The 17,461-nt window shown below is 64.3% G+C and carries 16 protein-coding genes and 1 tRNA gene; 12 read left to right on the forward strand and 5 right to left on the reverse strand.

The features are described from left to right. Positions 1 to 74: 74 nt before the first annotated feature. The 3 genes from QQJ84_RS12220 to QQJ84_RS12230 form a co-directional block, all read right to left on the reverse strand. Positions 75 to 1,907: a putative bifunctional diguanylate cyclase/phosphodiesterase gene (locus tag QQJ84_RS12220; RefSeq protein ID WP_284258489.1), complete on the reverse strand. Its 1,833-nt coding sequence runs from the start codon at positions 1,905 to 1,907 to the stop codon at positions 75 to 77. 121 nt (positions 1,908 to 2,028) lie between these two features. Continuing rightward, positions 2,029 to 2,104 (reverse strand) — tRNA-His (locus QQJ84_RS12225). A gap of 67 nt (positions 2,105 to 2,171) precedes the next feature. Next, positions 2,172 to 3,338 (reverse strand): aminotransferase, encoded by a 1,167-nt coding sequence (locus tag QQJ84_RS12230; protein ID WP_284258490.1) that lies wholly within the window; start codon positions 3,336 to 3,338, stop codon positions 2,172 to 2,174. 267 nt (positions 3,339 to 3,605) lie between these two features. On the opposite strand from QQJ84_RS12230, the gene QQJ84_RS12235 reads away from it, so the two are divergent. Beyond that, positions 3,606 to 3,944 (forward strand): P-II family nitrogen regulator, encoded by a 339-nt coding sequence (locus QQJ84_RS12235; protein ID WP_284258491.1) that lies wholly within the window; start codon positions 3,606 to 3,608, stop codon positions 3,942 to 3,944. 122 nt (positions 3,945 to 4,066) lie between these two features. After that, entirely contained in the window at positions 4,067 to 5,500 is a 1,434-nt protein-coding gene (gene glnA / locus QQJ84_RS12240) for a type I glutamate--ammonia ligase (protein WP_284258492.1), read from the forward strand. A 65-nt stretch (positions 5,501 to 5,565) separates the two neighbouring features. Here glnA and QQJ84_RS12245 read toward each other — a convergent pair whose 3' ends face one another. Continuing rightward, entirely contained in the window at positions 5,566 to 6,384 is an 819-nt protein-coding gene (locus QQJ84_RS12245) for a shikimate 5-dehydrogenase (protein WP_284258493.1), read from the reverse strand. A gap of 205 nt (positions 6,385 to 6,589) precedes the next feature. On the opposite strand from QQJ84_RS12245, the gene rimP reads away from it, so the two are divergent. Genes rimP through QQJ84_RS12275 form a run of 6 tightly spaced genes read left to right on the forward strand, consistent with a single transcriptional unit; the run spans position 6,590 to position 13,449 of the window. Beyond that, positions 6,590 to 7,114 carry a ribosome maturation factor RimP gene (rimP, locus tag QQJ84_RS12250; protein ID WP_284258494.1) on the forward strand — a complete coding sequence of 175 codons (525 nt, stop codon included), beginning with the start codon at positions 6,590 to 6,592 and terminating at the stop codon, positions 7,112 to 7,114. A 43-nt stretch (positions 7,115 to 7,157) separates the two neighbouring features. Further along, positions 7,158 to 8,672, forward strand: coding sequence for a transcription termination factor NusA (nusA, locus tag QQJ84_RS12255; protein WP_284258495.1), 1,515 nt, complete (start codon positions 7,158 to 7,160; stop codon positions 8,670 to 8,672). Positions 8,673 to 8,679: 7 nt separating this feature from the next. Next, complete coding sequence (locus QQJ84_RS12260; protein ID WP_284258608.1) at positions 8,680 to 9,285, forward strand: RNA-binding protein; 606 nt, start codon at positions 8,680 to 8,682, stop codon at positions 9,283 to 9,285. Positions 9,286 to 9,342: 57 nt separating this feature from the next. Beyond that, on the forward strand, positions 9,343 to 12,051 hold the full coding sequence (gene infB, locus QQJ84_RS12265) for a translation initiation factor IF-2 (RefSeq protein ID WP_284258496.1): 2,709 nt from the start codon (positions 9,343 to 9,345) through the stop codon (positions 12,049 to 12,051). Next, on the forward strand, positions 12,026 to 12,457 hold the full coding sequence (rbfA, locus tag QQJ84_RS12270; RefSeq protein ID WP_284258497.1) for a 30S ribosome-binding factor RbfA: 432 nt from the start codon (positions 12,026 to 12,028) through the stop codon (positions 12,455 to 12,457). The genes infB and rbfA overlap by 26 nt, the downstream gene beginning before the upstream one ends. 20 nt (positions 12,458 to 12,477) lie before the next feature. After that, a complete protein-coding gene (locus tag QQJ84_RS12275; RefSeq protein ID WP_284258498.1) occupies positions 12,478 to 13,449 on the forward strand; it encodes an L-threonylcarbamoyladenylate synthase in 972 nt (323 codons plus the stop codon). A gap of 104 nt (positions 13,450 to 13,553) precedes the next feature. Here QQJ84_RS12275 and QQJ84_RS12280 read toward each other — a convergent pair whose 3' ends face one another. Then, positions 13,554 to 14,384 (reverse strand): NUDIX hydrolase, encoded by an 831-nt coding sequence (locus QQJ84_RS12280; RefSeq protein ID WP_284258499.1) that lies wholly within the window; start codon positions 14,382 to 14,384, stop codon positions 13,554 to 13,556. A gap of 10 nt (positions 14,385 to 14,394) precedes the next feature. Between QQJ84_RS12280 and QQJ84_RS12285 the strand changes: the two genes are divergently transcribed. From QQJ84_RS12285 to arfB, 4 genes are all read left to right on the forward strand, one after another. After that, positions 14,395 to 16,263 (forward strand): ABCB family ABC transporter ATP-binding protein/permease, encoded by a 1,869-nt coding sequence (locus QQJ84_RS12285; protein ID WP_284258500.1) that lies wholly within the window; start codon positions 14,395 to 14,397, stop codon positions 16,261 to 16,263. A 56-nt stretch (positions 16,264 to 16,319) separates the two neighbouring features. Beyond that, positions 16,320 to 16,580: a hypothetical protein gene (locus QQJ84_RS12290; protein ID WP_284258501.1), complete on the forward strand. Its 261-nt coding sequence runs from the start codon at positions 16,320 to 16,322 to the stop codon at positions 16,578 to 16,580. A gap of 84 nt (positions 16,581 to 16,664) precedes the next feature. Beyond that, positions 16,665 to 16,964 (forward strand): 50S ribosomal protein L28, encoded by a 300-nt coding sequence (gene rpmB / locus QQJ84_RS12295; protein WP_284258502.1) that lies wholly within the window; start codon positions 16,665 to 16,667, stop codon positions 16,962 to 16,964. A 33-nt stretch (positions 16,965 to 16,997) separates the two neighbouring features. Continuing rightward, positions 16,998 to 17,420 (forward strand): alternative ribosome rescue aminoacyl-tRNA hydrolase ArfB, encoded by a 423-nt coding sequence (gene arfB, locus QQJ84_RS12300; RefSeq protein ID WP_284258503.1) that lies wholly within the window; start codon positions 16,998 to 17,000, stop codon positions 17,418 to 17,420. The last annotated feature ends 41 nt before the right edge of the window (positions 17,421 to 17,461 follow it).

A 17,461-nucleotide genomic window follows, 5' to 3' on the forward strand; every position in this document is an offset into this window, starting at 1 on the left:
CCGCCCCGCCAACCCCGCGCGCGATATCAATGACCTACGATGATGAAGCATCATCTACGGCCATTGGTATCAGCTTACCCCCGTGACACCACAAGGGAGGGGCGCGGCGGGGGGGCCAGCACGGGGGGCTGGGCGATGGCGCGCGGGGTGGGCGGGCCAAGCAGCTGGCCCTGCACAAAATGGCAGCCATGGCGGCGCAGATAGGCAAGCTGCGCCTCGGTCTCGACGCCGACGGCGGTGACCTCCAGCCGCAAATTGGCGGCCAGCGCGATGATGGCGTTGACGATGGCCTCCGCGTTGGCATTTTCGCCGAGTTTCTGGATGAAGCGGCGGTCGATTTTCAGGTGGGAGAAGGGCTGCTCGGCGAGCGAGGTGAGGATGGAGTATCTGGCGCCGAAATGGTCGAGCACCAGGCCGGCGCCGGTGGCCTGCAGGGCCTGGAGCACTTCCATGGTGCCGGGGCGGGGCTCGCTCAGCACGGATTCGGGGATTTCGAGGCCGAGGAATTCCGGTTGCAGCCCGGTTTTGCGCAATATGGCGCTGATGCGCGCGGGCAGGTTGATGTCGCGCAGCTGTGCGGGAGAGAGGTTGACCGAGATGCTGGTGTTGCCGGTGCGCGCGGCCTCGGCGCAGGCGGTCTCCAGCACGAAGCAGCCGATCTCGTGGGTCAGCCCGGCGGCGTCGGCCAGGGGGATGAAGCGGCCCGGCCCGATCAGGCCCTCGGAGGGGTGGTTCCAGCGGGCCAGGGCCTCGAACCCGGCCGGGGCGAGGTCGCCGGCGGTGAACACGGGTTGGAAGACGAGGCTGATCTCGCCCCGGCCGAGGGCTGAGCGCAGGTCGCCGCCCAGGCGCAGCAGGTCAGCCGGGCTGCCGGGGGGGGCTTCGCGCTGCAGGGTCTGGCGCCGCAACCCGGCCTCGTGATGGGAGTAGATATGCGCGGTGCCGCCCCCGGCCTGCGCCGCCTGGGTGAGGGCGAATTCGGCCGCCTTCATCAGCCCCAGCGTGTCGGCCGCGTGGTCCGGGTAGATGGCGAGGCCGATGGAGAGCCAGAGTTTGATTAGCTGGCCGTCAATGATGAAGGGTTCATGGAAGGCGGCGGCGATCTGGCCGCCGAGGCTCACCCCCCGGTTGGGCGGCCCGTTGCTGGGGATGAGCATGGCGAATTTGTCGCCGCCGATGCGCGCCAGGGTGTCTTCCTCCTGGGCCATGGCGGCGAGGCGGTTGGCGACCTGTTTGAGCAGCAGATCGCCGCCGGCGCGGCCAAGCAGGTCGTTCATTGGTTTGAACTGGTCAAGGTCCATGATGAGCAACGTGGTGGTGCCGCTGGTGACGTTGTTGCGCGCCAGGGCGGCGGCCAGGGTTTCAGCGAAGAGGGTGCGGTTGGCCAGGCCTGTCAGAGCGTCATAATGCGTGAGGCGGGCGATGCGCGCGGCATCCGCGAGGCGCTGGCTGATGTCGCGGATGGCCATGACGATGGCGGGCTGGCCCTCGAATTCAATGTTATGGCTGTAGATTTCGACCGGGACCTCGGTTTTGTTGGCGCGCAGCAGGGTGATTTCGGTGGTTTGGGGCTGCGGCGCCTCCAGCTCGGCGCGCAGGGTGGCGGCATGGCTGGGCCGGGCGAGGTTGACGAAGTTTTGCCCCAGCCATTCACGCTCACGCGTGCCCAGCATGCGCACCAGGGCGCGGTTCATCTGCAGGATGAGGCCCTGGCGGTGGATCAGCAGCCCGTCGAAGGATGCGTCGGCGAGGTTGCGGGTCCAGGCGCGGCGCAGGGCTTCATCCGCCTTGAGGCGGCCGCGCAGCCACAGGCCGCCGGTGCGCAGGGTGAGCAGGGCGCCGGCCAGGATGAAGAGCAAGGCGAGCAGGAAGATCCAGGCCAGATCATCGGCGTGGGGGAAGGTCATTGAGGGCCCCGGGGTGAGTGACATGCGGGGCAGGTTGGCCGGAAAATGCTTAACCGGTGCTCAATAGTTTGCCGCGGGGCAAGATAAATTCGCGGCAATGATTAATGGGAGGGGAAGAACCTGGGGCGAACGACGGGGATTGAACCCGCGACAACCGGTACCACAAACCGGCGCTCTACCAACTGAGCTACGTCCGCCATCCAGGGTAGGGGCGTCGTACTGCGGCGGGGTATCCGGCGTCAACGTCTTGTTGGCGATAAAGGTTCAGCCTGTGGCGTTTATCCAGCGTTGCAGGCGGGCCAGGGCCTCATGGAGGATGTCCGGCTGCTTGCAGAAGGCGAAGCGGACGTAATTGCGGGGCGGGGTGGCGGCGTAGAAGGCGGAGACCGGGATGGCCGCGACCCCGGCCTGGGTGGTGATGGCGCGGCAGAATTCCACATCATCACCCGGAAAACGTAAGGGGGAGATATCGGCGGTGATGAAATAGCTGCCATCGGCGGGCAGGGTGAGGAAGCCAAGGCGCTGCAGCCCGGTGTTCAGAATATCGCGGCGCTCCATCAGCGCCCCGGCCAGGGCGGTGAAATAATCGTCCGGTTTGGCGAGGCCGAGGGCGACGGCGCGCTGCAGATTGGGGGCGGTGGTGAAGGTGAGGTTCTGGTGCGCCTTGGCGGCCAGGGCGATCAGGTTTTCGGGGCCGGAGATGTAGCCGACCTTCCAGCCGGTGAGCGAGAAGGTTTTGCCGGCGCTGCCGATGCGCAGGGAGCGCGCGGCCATGCCGGGCAGGGTCATCAGCGGGATATGCCGGGCGGGGGGGAAGACCAGATGCTCGTACACCTCGTCGCACACCGCATAGGCATCGTGTTGCGTCAGCAGCCCGGCGATGAAGCCCAGCTCATCGGCGGTGAAGACCTTGCCGGTTGGGTTCATCGGCGAGTTGAGCAGCAGCAGCTTGGTTTTGGGGCTGAAGGCGGCGGCGAGTTCGGCGCGGGGGAGGTGCCAGTCCGGCGGCTCGAGGCGGACCAGGCGCGCGGTGGCGCCGAGCAGCTTCACCACCGGCAGATAGGTGTCGTAGAGCGGCTCGATGAGGATGGCCTCGTCGCCGGGGTTGAGCAGCGCCATAAGGCAGGCGGTGATTGCCTCGGTGGCGCCGGAGGTGACGCAGACGCCGGCGGCGGGGTCTATGGGTAGGCCGTAGAACCGCTGGTTGGCGGCGGCGACGGCGGATTTAAGCTCCGGCAGGCCGGTGAGGGGGGGATATTGGTTGCGGTGGTCAAGCAGCGCACCGGCCGCCGCCTGCACGATATCGGCCGGGCCTTCGGTATCAGGGAAGCCCTGGCCGAGGTTGATGGCGCCGTGTTGCAGGCTGAGCGCCGACATCACGGTGAAGATGGTGGTGCCAGTTTGTTCGAGCAGTTTGTTGGCAGGTTTCAATTCATGCGTCCTCTTTGGGGCTGGAGCGTAACGCGTGGCGGGGTGGGGCGGCAAGTCTGCTTAAAAATTAGGCAAAAGCCGCTGCCCGATAGGCAAATCGAATCGTGATACGCCGCAAACCCCTGTGCAACCTAGCTCTTGCTTGTGGTTTGCGCGGCTGGCACGGTGCGTGCAAGACTGTTTACGCCAGCCCGTTGGCTGGCGCGCAATTGCGCTGTCCGAACGAACACTTAAGGAGGACGCCTGGCCGTGGCGGGCGTGGACCAGATGAAAAAGATCGAAGCGATCATTAAGCCGTTCAAGCTTGACGAAGTGAAAGAGGCTCTGCACGAGGTGGGGCTGCAAGGCATTACCGTCGTTGAGGCGAAGGGTTTTGGCCGGCAGAAGGGGCATACCGAGCTTTACCGCGGCGCCGAGTATGTGGTGGATTTTCTGCCCAAGGTGAAAATTGAAGTGGTCTGCGAGGACGCCGTGGTTGAACGGGCGGTTGAGGCGATCACCAATGCCGCGCGCACCGGGCGCATTGGCGATGGCAAGATTTTTATCTCCACGGTTGAGGAAGCCATCCGTATCCGCACCGGTGAAAAAGGCGACGCCGCCATCTGAACAGGCATTGTCCTGGCGTTCATGCACGGTTAACATGCTGCGCTTGCAACAGGGTTGTTCGGGGCCGCGTGGTGTGGCGCCGTGGAATTACGATTAACTTCTTTATATTACGGGGATAAAGCATGGCGAAGAAGCCCGCTGAGAGCGCCGACGGCGTAGCGAAGGTTCTTGAACTGATTAAGGAAAACGGGGTCGAGTATGTGGACCTGCGTTTTACGGACCCGAAAGGCAAGTGGCAGCACACGGCGCAGCACGTCTCCACGGTCGATGCGGACACGCTGAAGGACGGCTTCATGTTTGACGGCTCGTCGATCGCCGGTTGGAAGGCGATTAACGAGTCCGACATGATTTTGCAGCCGGACCTGGAAACGGCGGTGATGGACCCCTTCGCGGCCAAGCCGAGCCTGATCCTGTTTTGCGACATCATCGAGCCCGCGACCGGCCAGGGCTATGCCCGTGACCCGCGCTCGACCGCGAAGAAGGTGGAAGCCTATGTGAAGTCAACCGGCATCGGCGACACCATTTTCATCGGCGCGGAAGCTGAGTTCTTCATTTTCGACAGCGTGAAGTTTGGCACCGGCGGCAATTTCGGCACCTACCAGCTGGATTCCATCGAGGGCCCCGGCTCTTCGATGAAGGATTATCCGGAAGGCAACATGGGCCACCGCCCGGCGGTTAAGGGCGGCTATTTCCCCGTTCCGCCCGTGGATGGCGATAGCGACCTGCGCGCCGAGATGCTCTCCGCCATGGGCGAGATGGGCCTGCCGATTGAGAAGCATCACCATGAGGTGGCGCAGAGCCAGCACGAACTGGGAACCCGGTTCAACTCGCTCACCAAGATGGCCGACCAGATGCAGATTTATAAATACTGCGTCCACAACGTCGCGCATTCCTATGGCAAGACCGCGACCTTTATGCCCAAGCCGATTTATGGCGATAACGGCTCGGGCATGCACACGCACGCCTCGATCTGGAAGGCTGGCAAGCCGCTGTTCGCGGGCAATGGCTATGCGGACCTCTCCGAGATGTGCCTGTATTTCATCGGCGGCGTGATCAAGCACGCCAAGGCGATCAACGCGTTCACCAACCCCGCGACCAACAGCTACAAGCGGTTGATTCCGGGTTTTGAGGCGCCGGTGCTGCTGGCCTATTCGGCGCGCAACCGCTCGGCTTCGTGCCGTATTCCCTACACCACGAGCCCGAAGGCCAAGCGCGTGGAAGTGCGCTTCCCCGATCCGACCGCCAACCCCTATCTCTCCTTCGCGGCGATCGCGATGGCGGGGCTCGATGGCATCAAGAACAAGATCCACCCCGGCGACCCGATGGACAAGGATCTCTACGAGCTGCCGCCCGAGGAGCTGAAGGGCATCCCGACGGTTTGCGGTTCGCTCCGCGAGGCGCTGCAGTCGCTCGAAGCCGATCATGAGTTCCTGTTGCAGGGCGATGTGTTCAGCAAGGAGCAGATCGAGAGCTACATGGAGATCAAATGGAAGGAAGTGTACCGCTTCGAGCACACGCCGCACCCGGTTGAGTTCGAGATGTATTACTCCGCGTAAGAGACGGATTGTTACGGAAAACGGCGCCTTCGGGCGCCGTTTTTTGTTGGCCGGGCGCGGGCGGTTCAGCCGGTGCGCGCGAAGGCGGCGGCCTGCTCCACCTGGGCGGGCGTGGGCGTTACGCCGGTGTAGAGCTCAAACTGCGCCAGCGCCTGCAATACGGCGACATCCCCGCCCGTGATCAGGCGCTTGCCGGCGGCGCGGGCGGCGGCGAGCAGGGGCGTTTCCAGCGGCACGGCCACCACGTCGAACACCACGGCGGCGGCGGCGATCTGCGCCGGGGTGAAGGCCAGCACCGCCTCGTCCGCCCCGGCCATGCCAAGCGGGCTTGCGTTTATAAGAAATGGCGCGCTCAGCCCCTCGGACGCTGCCTGCCAGCGCAAGCCGTAGCGCGCTGCCAGTGCTGGCCCGCTCTGCGCGTTGCGGGCGAGGATGGTGCCGTTGTGGAACCCGCCATCGCGCAGCGCGGCGGCCACCGCCTTGGCCATGCCCCCGCTGCCGCGCAGGATGAAGGGCGCCGCCCGGTCAAGCCCGGATTGCTCAGCTAGCGTGCGGACCGCGCTGTAATCGGTGTTGTAGCCGGTTAGCCGCCCATCGTCGTTGACGATGGTGTTGATGGACCGGATGGCGCGCGCCGAGGCTTCCAGCGTGTCGATGAGCGGAATCACGGCTTCCTTGAAGGGCATGGAAATGGCGCAGCCGCGAATGCCCAGGGCGCGGATTCCGCCAATGGCGGCGGGGAGGTTTTGCGTGGTGAAGGATTTGTAGACGTAATCCAGCCCCAGCGCCTCGTATAAATGATTTTGGAAGCGCGAGCCGAAGTTGCCCGGCCGGGCTGAGAGCGACATGCAGAGCCTGGTATCCCGGCCGATCGGTGGTTTCATCGCGAATTATCCTTTGTCATCTGAATATGAAGGTTTATTTATGCGGCCGCCGCGCTTGTGCAACGCGTAAAGCGCGCCCGGCGCCGGGCGCTGGGTGTGTTTCACTTGCGGGCGGCGGGAAACGAGCGTATAAGCGGGCCAAATAAACCCGGATTTCCCAAGGGTGGCCCTAACCGGCCGCCTTTTTTATTGGATTTTTGCCTGAATGACCGCCAACCGCCCGAACCATACCGGCCTTGAGGGCCGCATTGCTGAACTGATCGTCGAACCGCTGGAAGCCCAGGGGTATGAGCTGGTGCGGGTGCAGATTATGGGCACTGAATCGCCGACTGTGCAGATTATGGCCGACCGGGCGGATAATGCTGCTTTTACCCTTGATGACTGCACTGCGGTGAGCCATCTGCTCTCCGCCGTGCTGGATGTGGAAGACCCGATCACCTCCGCCTGGACGCTGGAGGTAAGCTCCGCGGGGATTGACCGGCCGCTGACCCGGACCAAGGATTTTGTCCGCTACGCCGGGTTTGAGGCGAAGATTGAGCTGAATTTTCCGGGCCCTGGCAACCGCAAGCGCTTTAGCGGCGTGCTGGTGGGGGCTGATGAGGAGAGTGTGCAGTTGAAGGTGGAAAAGGGCGAGGTGCTCAACCTCAAACGCGCTGACTTCAAGAAGGCCAAGCTGATCCTCACCGATGCGCTGATCGCGTTCTCAACGCCGGAAGCGCCGTTGCAGTGACGCAATATATGACACGTAAATTATACATAATTGGAGACTGACGATGGATACCGCAGTTAACCGCCCGGAATTGCTGCTTGTTGCCGATGCCGTCGCGCGCGAAAAGCAGATTGAGCGCGATGATGTGCTGGAGGCGATGGAGCAGGCGATTCAGAAAGCCGGCCGCGCCAAATATGGGCATGAGAAGGACATCCGCGCCACCATCGACCGCAAGACCGGCGATGTGAGGCTCTCGCGCTGGACCGAGATCGTCGAGACGGTGGAGAACGAGGAAACGCAGATCCCCGTTGCCATCTCGAAGAAATTCGCGCCCGAGAAGGAGGTTGGCGATTTTATCGTCGATCCGCTGCCGCCGATCGATTTTGGCCGCATCGCGGCGCAGACCGCCAAGCAGGTGATCGTGCAGCGCGTGCGCGAGTATGAGCGCTCCAAGCAGTATAACGAGTTCAAGGACCGGGTGGGCGAGATCATCAACGGTGTGGTCAAGCGCACCGAGTATGGCAATTTGATGGTGGACCTTGGCCGCGCCGAGGCGCTGTTGCGCCGCGATGAGACCATTCCGCGCGAGAATTTGCGCAATGGCGATCGCGTGCGCGCGTTTATTTATGACGTGCGGGAAGAGCAAAGAGGCCCGCAGATTTTTCTCTCGCGCACGCATCCTGGGTTTTTGGCGAAACTGTTCGCGCAGGAGGTGCCGGAGATTTATGATGGCATCATCGAGATCAAGGCGGTGGCCCGCGATCCGGGGAGCCGTGCGAAAATGGCGGTGATTTCGCGGGATCAGTCGATTGATCCGGTGGGCGCCTGCGTGGGTATGCGCGGGTCGCGCGTGCAGGCGGTGGTGGCTGAGTTGCAGGGCGAGAAGATTGATATCATCCCCTGGTCGCCCAATGTCGCGACATTCGTGGTGAACGCGCTGGCGCCGGCGGAAGTGTCCAAGGTGGTGATGGATGAGGAAGCCGGGCGGGTTGAGGTTGTGGTGCCTGACAGCCAGCTCTCGCTCGCCATCGGGCGGCGCGGCCAGAATGTGCGCCTGGCTTCGCAGCTGACGCGCTGGGATATTGATATTCTGACCGAGGCTGAGGAATCTGAGCGCCGCCAGGAGGAGTTCCGCCGCAAAACCGGGCTGTTCGTGGAAGCGCTCGATGTGGATGACGTGATTGCCGGCCTGCTGGTGGCCGAAGGATTCGAGACGATAGAGGATTTGAGCATGACACCGTTGGATGAAATCGCCTCGATTGAGGGCTTTGACGAGACCGTGGCCGCCGAGCTGCAGCGCCGGGCGGAAGCCTCGCTGGCCAAGCAGGCGGGTGAGCAGGAAGAGAAGCGCGTGGCGCTGGGCGTGAGCGACGAGGTTGCCGCGATCGAGGCGCTGAGTGCCAAAGACCTGATCGCGCTGGGCGAGAAGGGCGTGAAGACGCTGGATGATCTGGCCGATCTGGCCGGTGATGAGCTGGTGGAAATCGTCGGCGCCGAGGCGCTGAGCGAGGAGGCCGCCAACGAGATCATCATGGCGGCGCGCGCGCACTGGTTCGAGGAAGACGGCAACGCAGCCTGAACCGGACATCGCTGAGAGCGAAGACGAGGCGCCGGAGCGTGGACCGCTGCGGCGCTGCCTGGTCAGACGCGAGAGTTTTGCGCGCGAGGCCATGTTGCGGTTTGTGGCGGGGCCTGAGCGCCAGCTGGTGTTCGATGTCAGCGCAACCCTGCCTGGGCGTGGAATGTGGTTGAGTGCGTCTGGGGATGTGATAGAGACAGCGCTGAAACGTGGTGTTTTTCCCCGTGCGGCGAAGCAGCAGCTGGTTGTGGCGCCCAACTTGGCCTCCCAGGTGGAAACAGCGTTGATACAACGGATTTTCGACCTGGTTGGGCTGGCGCGGCGGAGTGGGGCGGCGATTGCGGGCTTTGAGAAGGCCCGGGAGTGGCTGACCTCTGGCAAGGCCGGGCTGGTGTTGCAGGCGGTGGATGGCAGTGTTGAGGAGCGGGCGCGATTTGTGGGCGGCCGTGAGGTGCCGGTGGTGGCGGTTTTTTCCGCCGCCAGGCTGGGTAAAATTTTCGGGAGAGAGCAGGCGGTGCATGTGGTAATTGCCCCCGGCCGGCTGGCGAAAATGATTGAAATTGAGGCGGGCCGTCTCGCAGGTGTTGCGGGCGGCGTTTTAAGCGGGCAGTAGTGCCCAATCAGGCTGGGGTAGTACTCAGCCACGATTGTTGAATGGACCGGATTACGCATGACTGACGGCAACGACCAGACTGAAACCAAAGGCAGGCTCTCGCTGCGCCCGGCTGCGCGTGGTGATGCGGGGCATACGGTCGACGCCGGATCGGTGCGGCAGAGCTTCTCGCATGGCCGGTCCAAGGTGGTTCAGGTTGAGGTGCGCAAAAAGCGCGGCCTGGGGGCGGCGCCCGCTCCGGCTGCTCCGGTGGCGCCTACACCGGCGCCGACGCTCTCATTGAGCAAGCCCCCGGCTGAACGCCCGGCCGCGGCCAGCCCGCCGCCGGCCGCCGCCGCTCCGGCCCCCGCTCCCGCCCCGGTAAGGCCGGTTGGCCGCCCCGGCGTTGCGCCGCGCGCGCTTACCGCCGCCGAGCAGGCAACCCGCCAGCGCGTGCTGGCCGAGCAGCAGCGCCTCGCCGCGCAGCGCGAGGCCGAGCGCCGCGAGCAGGAAAAGATTTCCATTCTCTCGGCGGCCGAGGAAGCGCGCCGCCGCGAGGAAGAGGCGCTGTTGGCGCCGCCGCCCCCGCCCGAACCTGAGCCCGAACCGGCCCCGGTTGAGGCCGCGGCCAGCGAGACGGCCGAGACCAGCGAGACCAAGCCTGCTGCCCCCGTGGCGGCTGGCCCCGCCCCGGCGCGCCCCGCGGCGGCTCCGGCGAAACCCGCCGTGCCCTCGCGCGAGACCTTGCAGCTGAAACCCGGCCAGCGCCCTGGCGCGCGGGCCGAGGAAGAAGACGAAGCCCCGCGCGGCGTGAAGCGCCCGAGTGTTGGCCCCGCGCCCAAGCGCGGCGTGCCCGTGGTGGCGCCGAAGAAAATTGGCGATGACCGCCGCCGCGCCGGCAAGATCGACGTGCTGGCCGCCATCGAGGGTGAGGACGAGAAGGTGCGTTCGCTCGCCTCCGTGCGCCGCCAGCGCGAGCGTGAGCGCCGCCAGGCCGAGCTGGAGCTGCTGCGCTCCGACGGCGTGAAGGTGGTGCGCGAGGTGATTTTGCCGGAGACCATCACGGTGCAGGAGCTGGCCAACCGTATGGCCGCGCGCGGCAACGAGGTGGTGCGCGCCCTGATGAAGATGGGCGTGATGGCGAATATCACCCAGGTGATCGACGCTGACACCGCCGAGCTGGTGGTGGCCGAGTTTGGCCACAAGGCGCGCCGCGTGTCTGACGCGGATGTGGAAGTGGGCCTCGAAGGCGAGGAAGATACCGACACCGAGCTGCTGCCGCGCCCGCCCGTGGTGACCATTATGGGCCATGTCGACCATGGCAAGACCAGCCTGCTCGATGCGTTGCGCCATACCGATGTTGCGGCCAGCGAGGCCGGGGGCATTACCCAGCATATCGGCGCCTACACAGTGAAGCTGCCTTCGGGCGCGCAGATCACCTTCCTCGACACGCCGGGCCATGAGGCGTTCACCGCCATGCGCGCGCGCGGCGCCGGGGTGACTGATATCGTGGTGCTGGTGGTCGCCGCCGATGACGGTGTGATGCCGCAGACGATCGAGGCGATTAAACACGCCAAGGCGGCGCAGGTGCCGATTATCGTGGCTGTCAACAAGATCGACCGTCCGGGTGCTGACGCCAACCGCGTGCGCCAGGAGCTGCTGCAACACGAGATCGTGGTTGAGGAAATGGGCGGCGAGACCCAGGATGTTGAAGTCTCCGCGCTGAAGAAGCTCGGGCTGGACAAGCTTGAGGAAGCGATTTTGCTCCAGGCCGAAGTTTTGGAGCTGCGCGCCAATCCGGACCGTTCGGCCGAGGGTGCGGTGATCGAGAGCCGGCTTGATCGTGGCCGTGGCCCGGTGGCGACCGTGCTGGTGCAAAAGGGCACGCTGCATGCGGGGGATATCGTGGTGGCGGGCGCCCAGTGGGGCCGCGTGCGCGCCATGCAGGATGACAAGGGCAAGGCTGTGAAAGAGGCCGGACCCTCGACGCCGGTTGAAATCCTTGGCCTGTCCGCCGCCCCGGTTGCGGGTGAGCCGTTCGTGGTTGTGGAGAGCGATGTGCGGGCGCGCGAGATTGTGGAATATCGCCAGCAGAAGCTGCGCGAGCGTTCCGCCGCCAGCGCCACCGCCGCGCGCGGCACGATGGAGGAGATGCTGGCCCGGATTCAGGCCGGGGCGCAGAAGGAAGTGGCCCTTGTGGTCAAGGCCGATGTGCAGGGTTCCGCCGAGGCGATCTCGGTGGTGGTCACCAAGGTGGGCAACGAGGAAGTGCGCGTGCGCGTGATCTATTCCGGTGTCGGCCAGATCACCGAAAGCGATGTGCAGCTGGCGAAGGCGTCGGACGCGATTGTTGTCGGCTTCAACGTGCGTGCGAATACGCAGGCGCGCGAGCTGGCGCACCGCGATGGCGTGGACATCCGCTATTACTCGATCATCTATGAGGTCGCGGATGATATCGAGAAGCTGGTCAAGGGCAAGCTCGCCCCGGTGCATCGCGAGAAATTCCTCGGCTATGCGGAAATCCGCCAGGTGTTCAACATCACCAAGACCGGCAAGGTCGCGGGTTGTTATGTTACCGAGGGCGTGGTCAAGCGCGGCTGCGGCGTGCGCCTGCTGCGCGACAATGTGGTCATCCATCAGGGCGATCTCTCGCAGCTCAAGCGCTTCAAGGACGATGTGAAGGAAGTGGCGCGCGGGTATGAATGCGGCCTGTCGTTCGCCGGGTTCCAGGATCTGCGCGAAGGCGATGTGGTGGAATGCTATGAAACCGAAATCGTCGCTCCGTAAGGAGGGGCCGTCTCAGCGGCAGCTGCGGGTCGGGGAAGAAATCCGCCATGCGCTGGCGGAGATTTTCCTGCGCACCGAGTTCCATGAGAAGGCGCTGGCCAAGGCGCATCTGACGATCTCGGAGGTCCGCATGTCGCCGGATTTGAAGCACGCGACGGTGTTTACCACCGCGCTGGGGGGCAAGGATATCACGCCGCTGCTGCCCTCGCTCAAGCGCGTGTCGCCGTTTTTGCGGGCGCAGATCGCGCCGAAGCTCGGGCTGCGCGTGACGCCGGATTTGAAATTCCTGGCCGATGAGGCGCTGGAAGAGGCGACGCGGATCAACAAGCTGTTGCATCAGCCGGAAGTGGCGCGGGATTTGGAAACAGGCGCCAAGCCGCAGGCCAGCGCCCCGGACGAAGAATAACTGGATACTGCCGGGGTCAAGTGAGCGTCATCCTGCATCCAACCGCGCCGGAGATTGCCCGTGCCGCGGCGCTGCTGGCGGCGGGGGAGCTGGTCGCCTTCGGCACCGAGACAGTCTACGGGCTGGGGGCCGATGCGCGCAACGGCGAGGCAGTCGCAAAAATTTATGTGGCCAAGGGAAGGCCCAGTTTTAATCCGTTGATCTGCCATTACGCCAGCGCGCGGGCCGCGTTCGCGGATGTGGTGCCCAACGCCATGGCGGAGAAACTGGCGGCGGCATTCTGGCCGGGGCCGCTGACCATGGTGTTGCCGCGCGCGGCGGCCTGCGCGGTCTCGCGGTTGGCGGGGGCGGGGCTGGAGACGCTGGCGGTGAGGGTTCCGGCGCATCGCGTTGCGTTGCAATTGCTGGCCGCGTTCGGCGGGCCGGTGGCGGCGCCCTCGGCCAACCGCTCGGGGCAGATCAGCCCGACCACGCCTTCGCATGTGCTGGCGGGGCTGGGCGGAAAAATCGCGGCGGTGATTGATTGCGGGCCTTGCGCGGTCGGGCTGGAATCCACGGTGCTGGACCTCTCCGGCCCGGCGCCGGTGCTTTTGCGCCCCGGCGGGGTGAGTGTGGAGGCGCTGGAGGCGGTGATCGGCCCGGTGGGGACCGGCGCGCCGATTACCCAGGGGGAGGCGATGGCATCGCCGGGGATGCTGGCCTCGCATTACGCGCCGGGGCTGCCGGTGCGGCTCGATGCCGGCGCGGTGGCGGCGGATGAGGCGTTATTGGCGTTCGGCCCGCCACTGCCGGGTGCAAAGCTCGTGTTTCAGCTCTCGGAGAGGAAAAACCTCACCGAGGCGGCGGCGCGCCTGTTCGAGGCCCTGCATGAGCTGGACGCCACGGCGCCCGCCCTCGGCCTGACGCGTATCGCGGTGATGCCCATCCCCAGCACCGGGCTGGGCCGGGCGATTAACGACCGGCTGAGCCGGGCGGCGGCGCCTCGGGGCTGAGGGAGCCGTTTAGAGTGTCTTTCATCCGATGAAAAACACTCTAACTTTGTTTGAGCGAGCAATTTCAATCATCTGATATGAACCGGCCGGTTCATATCAGATGATTATTGCTCTAGCGCGGCGCGCAGCCTGTCCGCCGCCGCGCCCTTGATCATGCCAAAGCGGATCAGCAGGTCGATGAGCACCAGGTTGACGTTGAATTTGAAGTCATCGGTGGTGGAGGCTACCGCCAGCACGCGGGCCAGCGGCCAGAGGGCGAAGCTTTCCACTTCGCCGTCCGCTGGTTCGGGGATGAAGGATTCCGGCAGTTCCAGGTCGTAGGCGTAGACCACGTCGCGGCGCAGGCCCTCCGGGCGCTCCATGTTGTAGGTGAACTGTGCGACCTGGCGCGCATTGGCGGCCAGCGCGGCGGGCAGCGCGGCTTCTTCCTCGGATTCCTTGATGATGGTCTCGAAGGGCGTATGCCCGGCGGCGACCCCGCCGGCGACCAGATTGTCAAACTTGCCGGGGTCGAGTTTTTTATTGGCGGCGCGCTTGGCGATCCACAGATGCCAGCCGTCCGCGCGGCGGACCAGCCCGTTCATGTGCACACCCACGCCGATGACGCCGAAACTGGGCAGGGCGCCACGGTCAAGCACGGCGAGGACGGGGCCGCCGGGGGTCTCGCGCACGTCAAAATTTTCCGCCCGCAGCGGCAGGCCTGCGGCATGGGCCAGTTTGTTCAGCTCCGGCAGGGCCTCGGGCGCGAGGAAGACATTGTTTTCACGCAAGGTTATCGCCGGGCTGGCGGCGGCGAGGCGGGCCGCGAAATCGGGTTTCAGATAGCCGAAATGGTGCGTGCCGGACCATAACTTAAGCCGCGCGCCCGGCAGCACCGCGGAATGACAGGCAGAGATGTGCGAGAGGAGCTTTGCAATTTGCGTATCAGATGCCATGTGCGGTGACATGACCCGTAATGCCGCCCGTGCCAACCCCCATCTTGCTCCCACCCCCGGCGCCCCGAAGGCGCCGCGTGATTCCTGGGCCACCCTGCGCTCGCTGCTGCCGTATTTATGGCCGAAGCATGAGTTCGGCCTGCGCCTGAGGCTGGTGCTGGCCAGCATCGCGATGGTGCTGGCCAAGGTGGCGACCGTTTATGTGCCCATCCTCTACGGCCATGCGGTGGACCGGCTGGCGCACGGCGCCAATGCCATTGTGGTGCCCGCCGCGCTGATCGTGGGTTATGCGCTGGTGCGCGTCGCCGCGGCCGGGTTTGGCGAGTTGCGCGACGCGATTTTCGCCGCGGTGCAGATGCGCGCCTCGCGCGTGGTGGCGCGCCAGACTTTTGAGCATCTGCATGGCCTCTCCATGCGCTTCCACCTGGACCGCCAGACCGGCGGGCTCTCGGGCATTATTCTGCGCGGCACGCTGGGGATCCAGAACGTGTTGCGGCTGGCCACGTTCAACGTGTTGCCCACCATCATCGAGCTGGTGCTGACGGTTGGCATCCTTTGGCACTTGTTCAGCTTCTGGTACGCGCTCATCACCTTTGTCGCGGTCGGGTTCTACATGGCGTTCACCTTTGGCGTGACCGCGTGGCGCACCAAGTTCCGCCGTATCATGAACGAGACCGATAACGAGGCGCAGACCAAGGCGATCGACAGCCTGCTCAACTTCGAGACGGTTAAATATTTCGGCAATGAGGGGCATGAGTCCCGCCGCTATGATGAGAGTCTGGCGCGCTATGAGGCGGCTTCGGTGAAGGCGCAGGTTTCGCTCAACGGGCTGAACATCGGCCAGGCGGTGATTATCTCGGCGGCGCTGGGCGTGATGATGCTGATGGCGGCAACCGGCGTTGCGCATCACACCATGACGGTCGGCCAGTTTGTGCTGGTTAACACCTATCTCATGCAGCTTTATGTGCCGCTTAATTTTCTGGGCTTTGTGTACTGGCAGATCAACCAGGGCATGATCGATATGGAGCAGATGTTCTCCCTGATGCGGGTGAATTACGAGGTGAGGGACAAACCCGGCGCCATTGAGCTGGCGCCGCAGGGCGCGCCGGTGGAGGTGCGTTTCGAGGATGTGCATTTCGGCTACAACCCGGATCGCGATATTCTCAAGGGGGTGAGCTTCACGGTGGCGGCGGGCCAGAAAGTGGCCATCGTCGGGCCGACGGGCTCGGGCAAATCGACCATCTCGCGCCTGTTGTTCCGTTTCTACGACACGGTTTCGGGTTGCGTGCTGGTGGATGGGCATGATGTGCGCGACTACACCCAGCACAGCCTGCGCGCGGCCATCGGCGTGGTGCCGCAGGATACGGTGCTCTTTAACGACACGATTTTCTACAACATCGCCTATGGGCGGCCGGGCGCCAGCGTTGAGGAGATTGAGCAGGCGGCGCGGCTGGCGCAGATCCATGACTTTATCATCACCCTGCCGCAGGGCTATAAAACCAAGGTCGGCGAGCGCGGGTTGAAACTTTCGGGCGGCGAGAAACAGCGTGTGGCGATTGCGCGGACGATTTTGAAGAATCCGCGCGTGCTGATCCTCGATGAGGCGACCAGCGCGCTGGATACCGCGACGGAGCAGGAGATTGGCTCGGCGCTGCGCTCGGTGGCGTATGATCGTACGACGCTGGTGATCGCGCACCGGCTCTCAACCGTGACGGATGCCGATGAGATATTGGTGTTGCGCGAGGGTGTGATTGTGGAACGCGGCAGCCATGCGGCGCTGCTGGAGGCTGATGGCGTGTATGCCGGCATGTGGGCGGCGCAGCAGGCGGAGCAGGAAGAGGCCGTGCAGAGCAAAACATTCGACGAAGTTGCGCAATAAGGGTTTAGCTTGGTAACGGGGCAGGAATCACCAGATAGAAGGCCCGGATGGAAAATATGATGAATGAGACACAATCCCCGCCAGAGCGCGATCTGAGCCATGCTGGTTCTGTCGTGGACAAGGCGATTGAGTATATGATGGGCCAGCAGATCAACTCGCTGGCGGTGGCCTCGGCGCTGCTTGGCGGGGCCATGGGCCTGCTGACGCGCACCTTGCCCGATGATGTGGTGGTGCAGATTCTCCGCCAGGCGATGGAGAGCGTGGAATCAGGCGAAATGCGCTCCACCGTGGGCAAGGATCACGCTGGCGAGGCTTGACCGGGGCGAGGCTTTTAGCCATAACCCGGCCTGGATTTCGGGCTGGCATCCGCCGGCCCGCTTTGCGTATTTGAGGATTGTACTATGGCCCGCCGTTGTGAACTGACCGGAAAGACCGTGCAAGCTGGCAATAATGTCAGCCATGCTAACAACAAGACCCGCCGCCGGTTTCTGCCGAACCTGCAGGAAACCTCGCTGTTGTCTGACGTTCTGGGCAATGTCCGGCTGCGCCTTTCGACCCGGGCGATCCGCACGATTGAGCATAATGGCGGCCTGGATGCGTTTCTGCTGAGCCAGAACGACAGCAAGATGACCACCGAGGGCCTGGCGCTGAAGCGCCGCCTGGAGCGCGCGACCGCTAAAAAGGCAGCCAAGGCCGCCTAAAGCCGCGCGGCCTGGCAGTGAAGGCTGGGCCGGATGTTGATACAGGTTACCCCGAAACTCGGGATCAGCGAGGCTGATCTCGAGGAGAGCTTTATTGCCGCCTCCGGCCCTGGGGGGCAGAATGTCAATAAAGTCGCCACCGCGGTGCAGCTGAGGTTTAATTTATTAAAATGTGAAACGCTGCCGGGCGCCGTGAAGTCGCGCATGAGGGTGCTGGCTGGGCGGCGGCTGAGCAATGATGGGGTGATTGTGATCACCGCCAACCGGTTTCGCACGCAGTTACAGAACCGGGCGGATGCGCGCGAGCGCCTGTTTGAGATTATCCGCGAGGCCGCGGTGGCGCCGGTGTTCCGTAAGCCGACGCGGCCGACCAAGGCATCCAAGACGCGCCGGCTGGAGGCGAAAAGCCAGCGCTCGGATACGAAAAAGCTGCGGCGGCGTGGCGATGATTTTTAAGCGCGATCGTTTGAGGCTCGCTCAACCGAGCGAGCCGGAAG

The organism is Acidocella aquatica, from assembly GCF_030160635.1.
Lineage (GTDB): Bacteria > Pseudomonadota > Alphaproteobacteria > Acetobacterales > Acetobacteraceae > Acidocella > Acidocella aquatica.